Origin of the sequence: Flavitalea sp. (assembly GCF_035489435.1) — a bacterium.
GTDB lineage: Bacteria > Bacteroidota > Bacteroidia > Chitinophagales > Chitinophagaceae > DATHKG01.
In genome coordinates, this window is sequence record NZ_DATHKG010000182.1 from 22,452 (window position 1) to 29,178 (window position 6,727).

At 40.6% G+C, this 6,727-nt stretch carries 6 protein-coding genes; all 6 read right to left on the reverse strand.

Annotated elements, in window-relative coordinates:
• Positions 1-106 precede the first annotated feature (106 nt).
• Positions 107-1,213 carry a DNA alkylation repair protein gene (locus VK664_RS29160; protein ID WP_461402271.1) on the reverse strand — a complete coding sequence of 369 codons (1,107 nt, stop codon included), beginning with the start codon at positions 1,211-1,213 and terminating at the stop codon, positions 107-109.
• A gap of 190 nt (positions 1,214-1,403) precedes the next feature.
• Positions 1,404-1,901 (reverse strand): DinB family protein, encoded by a 498-nt coding sequence (locus VK664_RS29165; RefSeq protein WP_461402272.1) that lies wholly within the window; start codon positions 1,899-1,901, stop codon positions 1,404-1,406.
• A gap of 78 nt (positions 1,902-1,979) precedes the next feature.
• Positions 1,980-2,261, reverse strand: coding sequence for a hypothetical protein (locus tag VK664_RS29170; protein ID WP_461402273.1), 282 nt, complete (start codon positions 2,259-2,261; stop codon positions 1,980-1,982).
• Positions 2,262-2,360: 99 nt separating this feature from the next.
• The gene (locus VK664_RS29175) at positions 2,361-3,359 is read right to left on the reverse strand and encodes a Hint domain-containing protein (RefSeq protein WP_461402274.1); all 999 of its coding nucleotides are present in this window, start codon (positions 3,357-3,359) and stop codon (positions 2,361-2,363) included.
• Positions 3,360-3,418: 59 nt separating this feature from the next.
• Entirely contained in the window at positions 3,419-4,582 is a 1,164-nt protein-coding gene (locus tag VK664_RS29180) for a pyridoxal phosphate-dependent aminotransferase (protein WP_461402275.1), read from the reverse strand.
• Between the two features lie 35 nt (positions 4,583-4,617).
• The gene (locus VK664_RS29185; protein WP_461402276.1) at positions 4,618-6,150 is read right to left on the reverse strand and encodes a flavin monoamine oxidase family protein; all 1,533 of its coding nucleotides are present in this window, start codon (positions 6,148-6,150) and stop codon (positions 4,618-4,620) included.
• Positions 6,151-6,727: the final 577 nt, after the last annotated feature.

A 6,727-nucleotide genomic window follows, 5' to 3' on the forward strand; every position in this document is an offset into this window, starting at 1 on the left:
TGGTAAGTGGTGAGTGGCGAGTTAAGTTAATGAGGGTTAGAGATGTAAGTGATGACTGGTGAGGATCATCCATATTTATTTGTCGAGCTGGTATGAAAGCCTGAAATCAATTTCGACTTACATTAAAATACTTTGTTTCGAGTTCTTTTCCGTTAACGACTATGCTTACCGCATGTTTGCCTGCATAATGTTTTCTTGTGGTAAGATCTGTGAAATCAATACGTCTTTTGAATTTGTAGATTGTGGAAGGCTCAAATGTATTCTCTGTTATTTTAAACAGTTTACGGCTGCTACTTCCACCAGATTTCATATAGTATACACCAAGTTCCACCCGGAATAATTGTTCAACACTGGCCTTGTTGTTAAGGGAAAATTCAAGCTCAAGCGATTTACCAAGGGATATGGATTTTTTTGAGAGTGTAAATTTGCTGAGTTCACAGTCATGGCTACCCGATAATCCAAATTGCTTATAAATGCCAGGATCTGCTTTTCTCAATAATGTCCTCGCTCCATGCCTGAGGATCCAATCCGTATTCTTCGATTTACTCTTCCATTTCTTAATGAGATTTAGCACTATATCAGGATGATCTTTGGCAATATCATTGATGTTATTGGCAACACTTTTTCTTACAAATTCTGAAGGATCATCCATCAGGTTTTCCAGTATTGGTAATATCGGAGAAGGATCTTTTTTGAAGGAGGGTATGGCTTTACCCCAGGGCAGTCTTGGACGGCAACCTTCACTGGAAAACCGCCTGACGTTTTCGTTGGAATGTTTACTCCATTTCATCATCTTCTTCATTACTGTTTCCGGATCTGCAAGGAGAAATGGCCTGACGGCAAATTCACAGCTGATATAGGCAGTAATAATTTCCATCGCATTAAGCGAGATGTTCATATCCTGCAGGCCATAAACTTCCAGAAAATCCGGAAGAAATAACCATGGAAAAGAATTTTGTTTTACCTGTTGATGCTGAAGATGATTTATCATATCGCAAATTGCATCAACCTGCTCACTATAGTTGCCGGGAAGAAAATGCCCAAGCTCCGTGCTGATACGACGTATACGTTGCTTTAATTCCAATTGCTGCCATTCACCTCCCTGAATGGCAGCAAGAAATTCATTTTTTTTGAAAGCGGGCACTACGGTAGACAGAACCTTTACCATTGACTTGAAAAAAACATCATTATAAATATTCTTGAGGGGTTCCATTCAGTAGAATCTGTTTTAGCAGTATCCGTTTATTCGTTTCATCGTTTCTTAGATCCTGGACTATCGTAACTCCTGGTCTATCGTTAATGATGCTCCATCGTTATTCCTGGTCCACCATTAATTCTAGTCCATCTAATCCTGATCTATCTAATCCTAATCCGTCGTTTTGTTTTGTGTAATGGATTTTTGCTTAAAAATTCATTTCATCCGCACTCGGTCCATAGCTGCCAGGGATTGGGATATCCAAAACCCGCAAAAATACCCCCAATTGTGCCCGATGGTGAATGATCTGTGACAGTGAAGTCCTGATCAGCCCATAACGGTTAGTGTTGACATGTATCTTATCGCCTGTTCTCAAAACCCAGGGCTCTTCAAATTTACCTGGGTCTGCATTGACCAGAGCTGTCTTTCCAAGTTCAAGATTCTTTTCAAGATAATTCAGGAGATCTTTCGTGGAACTGATTGGCTGAGGGTTGTAATTCGCGGTGGCAAAATCCAGCTCGTCTGTATTCATCGCCATAGGTATCCAGGATGGCAATTCTGCGATATGGGTGGACAGGGTTTTGACATCCATGCTTTTGGGATGAGGTTTCCAGTCAAATTTGTCATCCGGTATCCTTGATAACATGTTGCGGGTGGTAATTGCTTCCTGTTCAAATTCCCGGGTTAAAAGTTCTAAGACTGTCATGGCTTTGAGTTTTTGTGTTTAACAAAGCTAATAGCAGCTACTGTCAACCCTATGTCAGTATCTTTCTCTGACAAAAAATCAATTGATAAAAAGCCATAAACTGATCAGAACCAGGCCAATTCCTATCACACCACCGATTACGGAAGCGACTGCATCCATGAAGTCATAAACACCAAACCCTGTAATTTTTGAAAAGAGTTCAAAACCATAACTTATGACTATAACACCCGCGAGCGCGAGCAACACTGCATAAATTAATGGTGGATTATAGAGCCACCGGGCAAGCATCTGGAGAACGATGCCCATTGGAATTCCTACATAGAAGTGTCGCCATTTGTCTGCTGCAATCTTTTTCTTCAACTTCAGTATTTTATCTGTACTCAATACGTCGTAAAACACTAAATATGTTACAGGGTCGACTCCACTCATAACTCATAACTCATCGCTTATCTCCGATTATCATTTTTGCATTACTATCACTTCATTCAACACTGCTGTCGTGCCCTTGTCAAGTTCCATGTTATATACTTTTTGTAAGCCGCCAGCTTTTTCAATTTTATTTATCACTCTGTAATGTTCAAATTCTTTTGTGATACTGTTGGTACAAACAACAGATTCGCCAATTAATATATCGCCCATTTTCTTCTTCACATTTTCGCTGGTTAACATCGGGTGGTTGGGTGTAGCTTCAATCACTTTGGCGTGAATGACCACATTTACCCCATTTTTTGTTACAGACTCCTGCGCATTCACTACCAGAAGGGTCGTTATCGCATAATTTTTAGCTTCATGAGAAATCAGCTTGCTCACGGCTGCCACCACTGTCTTTTTTGTCAGGGGATCAATAGTGATCACTTTGTCGCCGGTCTTGATTTCGCGCAGAAGCCTTGAGGAGCCGTCAGCCATGGCAACTGCCTGTGAACCGGGAAAACAGATATCAGTTCCATAGGTACCTGATTCTTCCTTCATGTCCTTCCCATTATTCATTGATTTATATAACTGGAAACTCATTTCTTTTGAAAGGATATAAGAAAGTTTTAGAACAAAGTTTTTTTCGACCTTGTCTATGGCATGTATATCTTCAAAATACTTTTCCCAGATTTTGGGATTGGCTGTAAAATTTGGTTGTATCGCCACAAACAGCTTGCCTTTTTCGTTTGTATAAAATATTTGTGTGCCCAACTCCTGCATGCCATCTTTGGAGATCAGCTTGTAAAGATCAATCCTCTTCTTTAACCCATCGTCGCCAGTGATAAAATAAGGCTTCCGCATTTCATAACGGTCAAGCACATAGTCGGAACCGAACTTAACATAGGTGTCTTTATCTAAATCCTTTACAATATAAGTCTTCGCTTTATCGTATTCTTCCATGGTCATAGGCCGCGGAGTTAAGTCCTGTGCAATTGCCATAATTGTTGCTACGACCATCAAACCTGAAAATATAATTGACTTTCTCACGAAATTTTGTGTTGATTAAGAAATGTGATTGCGAAATATAAATTTTATTATAAGCATACTTAAGAAATCTGTTTGAATGCTTCTGCAAATGCCTTCATCTCATCCATTGTCCCGATACTTACCCTGCACCAGTTTTTATCATTGAATTTCCAGTAGCGGATGCTTACGCTTCTTTTCATCATCTCTTCGCTAAATCTCCTGCCATCCATTTTGATAGGGAACATCACAAAATTTGCTGAAGAAGGAATATAATCATAGCCTTCTGCTTTCAGCACCGAGTAAAGATATTCCCTGCTTGCCAAAGTTTTTTCCAAAGCAGACCTGAGATATTCCTTGTCTTCATAAGCAACAAGGGCGGCTTGTACAGATAAGTGTGAAAGTGACCCGTCACTATTGTAAAGCTCAAGCTTAGCCAGGATCGATTTTGGCGCTATCGCATAACCAACTCTTAATCCTGCAAAGCCATATAATTTTGAAAAAGTTCTTGCTACGATGATGTTATTGCCAGCCCTGACCAGGTCAAGTACTGTGGACGCCTGTGGATCCGGCAAATAATCAATATAGGCCTCGTCAACAAATACAGGTACCTTTTTTGAAACACGCTCACAGAAGGACTTCAGCTTTTCAGTTTCAAGTACGGTTCCTGTAGGATTGTTCGGATTACAGATACAGACAAGCCTGGTATTTACGTCAATTGTTTTTTCCATTTCATCCAGGTCAAGCTTGTAATCTGCTGTCAAAGGAACTTTGATCCATTTTGTATTAAAATTTGTAGCATGTTCCGGAAGATCGGCATAGCTCGGATCGCCGGTTACAATATTGCCGCCTTCCCTGCTAAAATGAATAGCAGTCGCTTGCAAAATAGGTGTCGAACCTGCACCGAGTAACACCATATTATTTTCGACCTTTTCATTAATTGCAATTTTCTGGGCCAGTAACCTGTTACCCATGAAACCATATTGATAGCTGGCTGCCATAGCACCCGTGATCGCAATTTTAGCTTTCTCAGAAGGACCGAAAGGATTTTCATTTGCGGATAAACGAGCTTTCAACACCGGAGCGTCGGCGAGAATTTCAGCATCTGAAACAGACCTTTCTCGGGTTGTGAAATTGTTAGCCGGTGAAGCTTCCAGCTTGTTCCAGGTAGCGGGAGCAAATGCGAGACCTCCTGTTAGCAGTGTGCTGGCTTTAAGCCAGTTTCTACGATTCATTGGTGCAGCCATATTTTTATAGTTTGGTTTTATTATAATCATATTATTCATCGGGCTGTCGCCGGGTATGCGACCCTTTGTCCTGTAACCCTTGCATGCAGATCTGTTGTTACCTTCCTGGCCGACTCGAAAGCCCCGGCCATCCATGAATTCAGATAAGTTACATGTTCACCTGCAAAATATGTATTGCCATCCGGTTTGTTCAAAGCCTTATAACTCGTCTGTCTTGATTCGGAATTATATAAGGACCATCCACCCTGGCTATATTTTGTTTTTTCCCAACTCACAGAAAAAGAACTTTCAAATTCGGTATCATATTGCGGATGAATTTTCCTGCCTTGTTCCAAGGCAAGTTTTTCTCTCGCCTGAAAATTTAGATTCCCGGTTTTTCTGGCTTTATCATTAAAATTGTAATACCCAATCAGCACACCTTTTTTTCCAAGATAGTCATAGGATGGATAAAATATCTGTGTAAGGTCATTGTTTGTATGTGTAATCCCTCCGTAGATGTGTTCATCTTCTTCCCAGAATCTTCTCTTAAACTGAAGCCCGATTTTACCGGTATTAATATAAGGAACAAAATCAATGGCACGGCTGGTATCTGATTGAAAATTATGTTCGATGTTACCGAGCACAGGTAACGGTATCGTACAAACGCAAAAATCTGCTTCGATCATTTTTTCTGATCCGGATTGTTTGTATTTAACCTTTACTCCTTCACTCGTGTTGGTAATAGAACTCACCTCTGCGCCTGTTTGAATAATCTTTCCTACCCGCGAAGTAATAGCTTCGGCAATCTTGTCCATACCCCCAACGGTCTGGAACATGGTCATCTGTAATTCATAGGTATATTCGGCAACATTATAAAAATCCGGACCCATAAGTCCTGATGACACGATCGCAGCCAGCTTATGTGGTTCGGCCAGTTTCCCGGCACGATCTCCGGCCCCTGGATTTTCAATATAGCCCCGTCTTTCTGAAGCGCGGTACAATTTATCGATGTTTAATCCACCCTCGGCCCTGATATATTCCAGAATCTTTTCGCCGTCCTCTTTGGTCAGAGATTCGTCAAGCTTGTTCTGATCTACTGCCTTTGCAAGTAATTCGTTGAGATGTCCGCGGACATCATTATGTATTTCGCGTACTCTTATTTTTTTGTTTGATAATGATCCGGAGCCTTCGCTATAATAATATGTCGATTCATTAACGTTGTTGTAAACCTGTATCGGTACATTAAATTCCCTGCAATAATGGAGTGTCAGTGCATGATGATGTGGTATTCTTGATGGCCCGGCGTTGAAATACATCCCTTCATCAAAAGCAGCCTTTTGTTCCGACCCGCCGTTCTCTATTCTCTTAGATCCCTTCCTGACACTCCAGCAACGCCCACCTGTTCTTTCTCTTGCCTCAAGTATTGTGCACTTGTATCCAAGCTTCTGCAACTCATAAGCAATGGTTAAACCCGCAAGCCCTGCACCAAGTATCAATACATGTTTGCCCTCCGATTCTCCCTCTAACCTGAATGCATGGGCCTCTGCCGGAATCATCATACCCAAAGCATGCATAGCAGGTACTATCATCCCACCTGTTTTAACCAGAAAATTTCTCCTTGTGATTGACATTATAGTAAAAACTAATATTGTATTTGCGTGAATAAAGTTAATGAAAATGGCTATAGCCTCAACAAAACGACCAGATAGATTTTATTCTTATGTATGATCTCGTTTAGGTTGACAATACAAATACAGCTGACAATACAGCGCACAATACAGCTGACAATACCAGTTGACAATACAATGACGTCTTTATTTATTACGGAAGATTATATCATTCTTTCCCCCTGAATTACTTTAAAAGACCGTAGACGGTTAACTTAATTCAGTGACAGAAATTCAAGAGGTAGTAATACAAGCAGGGATTATTCAAGCAAGGACTATCCAAGCAAGGACAATTTAAGGACGGACAGTATAATGACGGGCCTTCAATTGACAAATTCAAACACACAACTCACCACTTACCACTCACCACTTTTATATAACTTCTTTCACCGAGCTCAATCATGCTGCTTGGTTTGTTAATTTAGCGAGTTTTTTTTCTAAGGTAGCTATTTGTTGTTTCCGTTGTTTTTCTTTGTATTCATCCATGTTGACGGGCATA

Coding starts and splice junctions, on each gene's coding strand:
- VK664_RS29165 (WP_461402272.1), bottom strand. CDS start 1,901: ATGACAGTCTTAGAACTTTTAACCCGGGAATTTGAACAGGAAGCAATT.
- VK664_RS29160 (WP_461402271.1), bottom strand. CDS start 1,213: ATGGAACCCCTCAAGAATATTTATAATGATGTTTTTTTCAAGTCAATG.
- VK664_RS29180 (WP_461402275.1), bottom strand. CDS start 4,582: ATGGCTGCACCAATGAATCGTAGAAACTGGCTTAAAGCCAGCACACTG.
- VK664_RS29185 (WP_461402276.1), bottom strand. CDS start 6,150: ATGATAGTACCTGCTATGCATGCTTTGGGTATGATGATTCCGGCAGAG.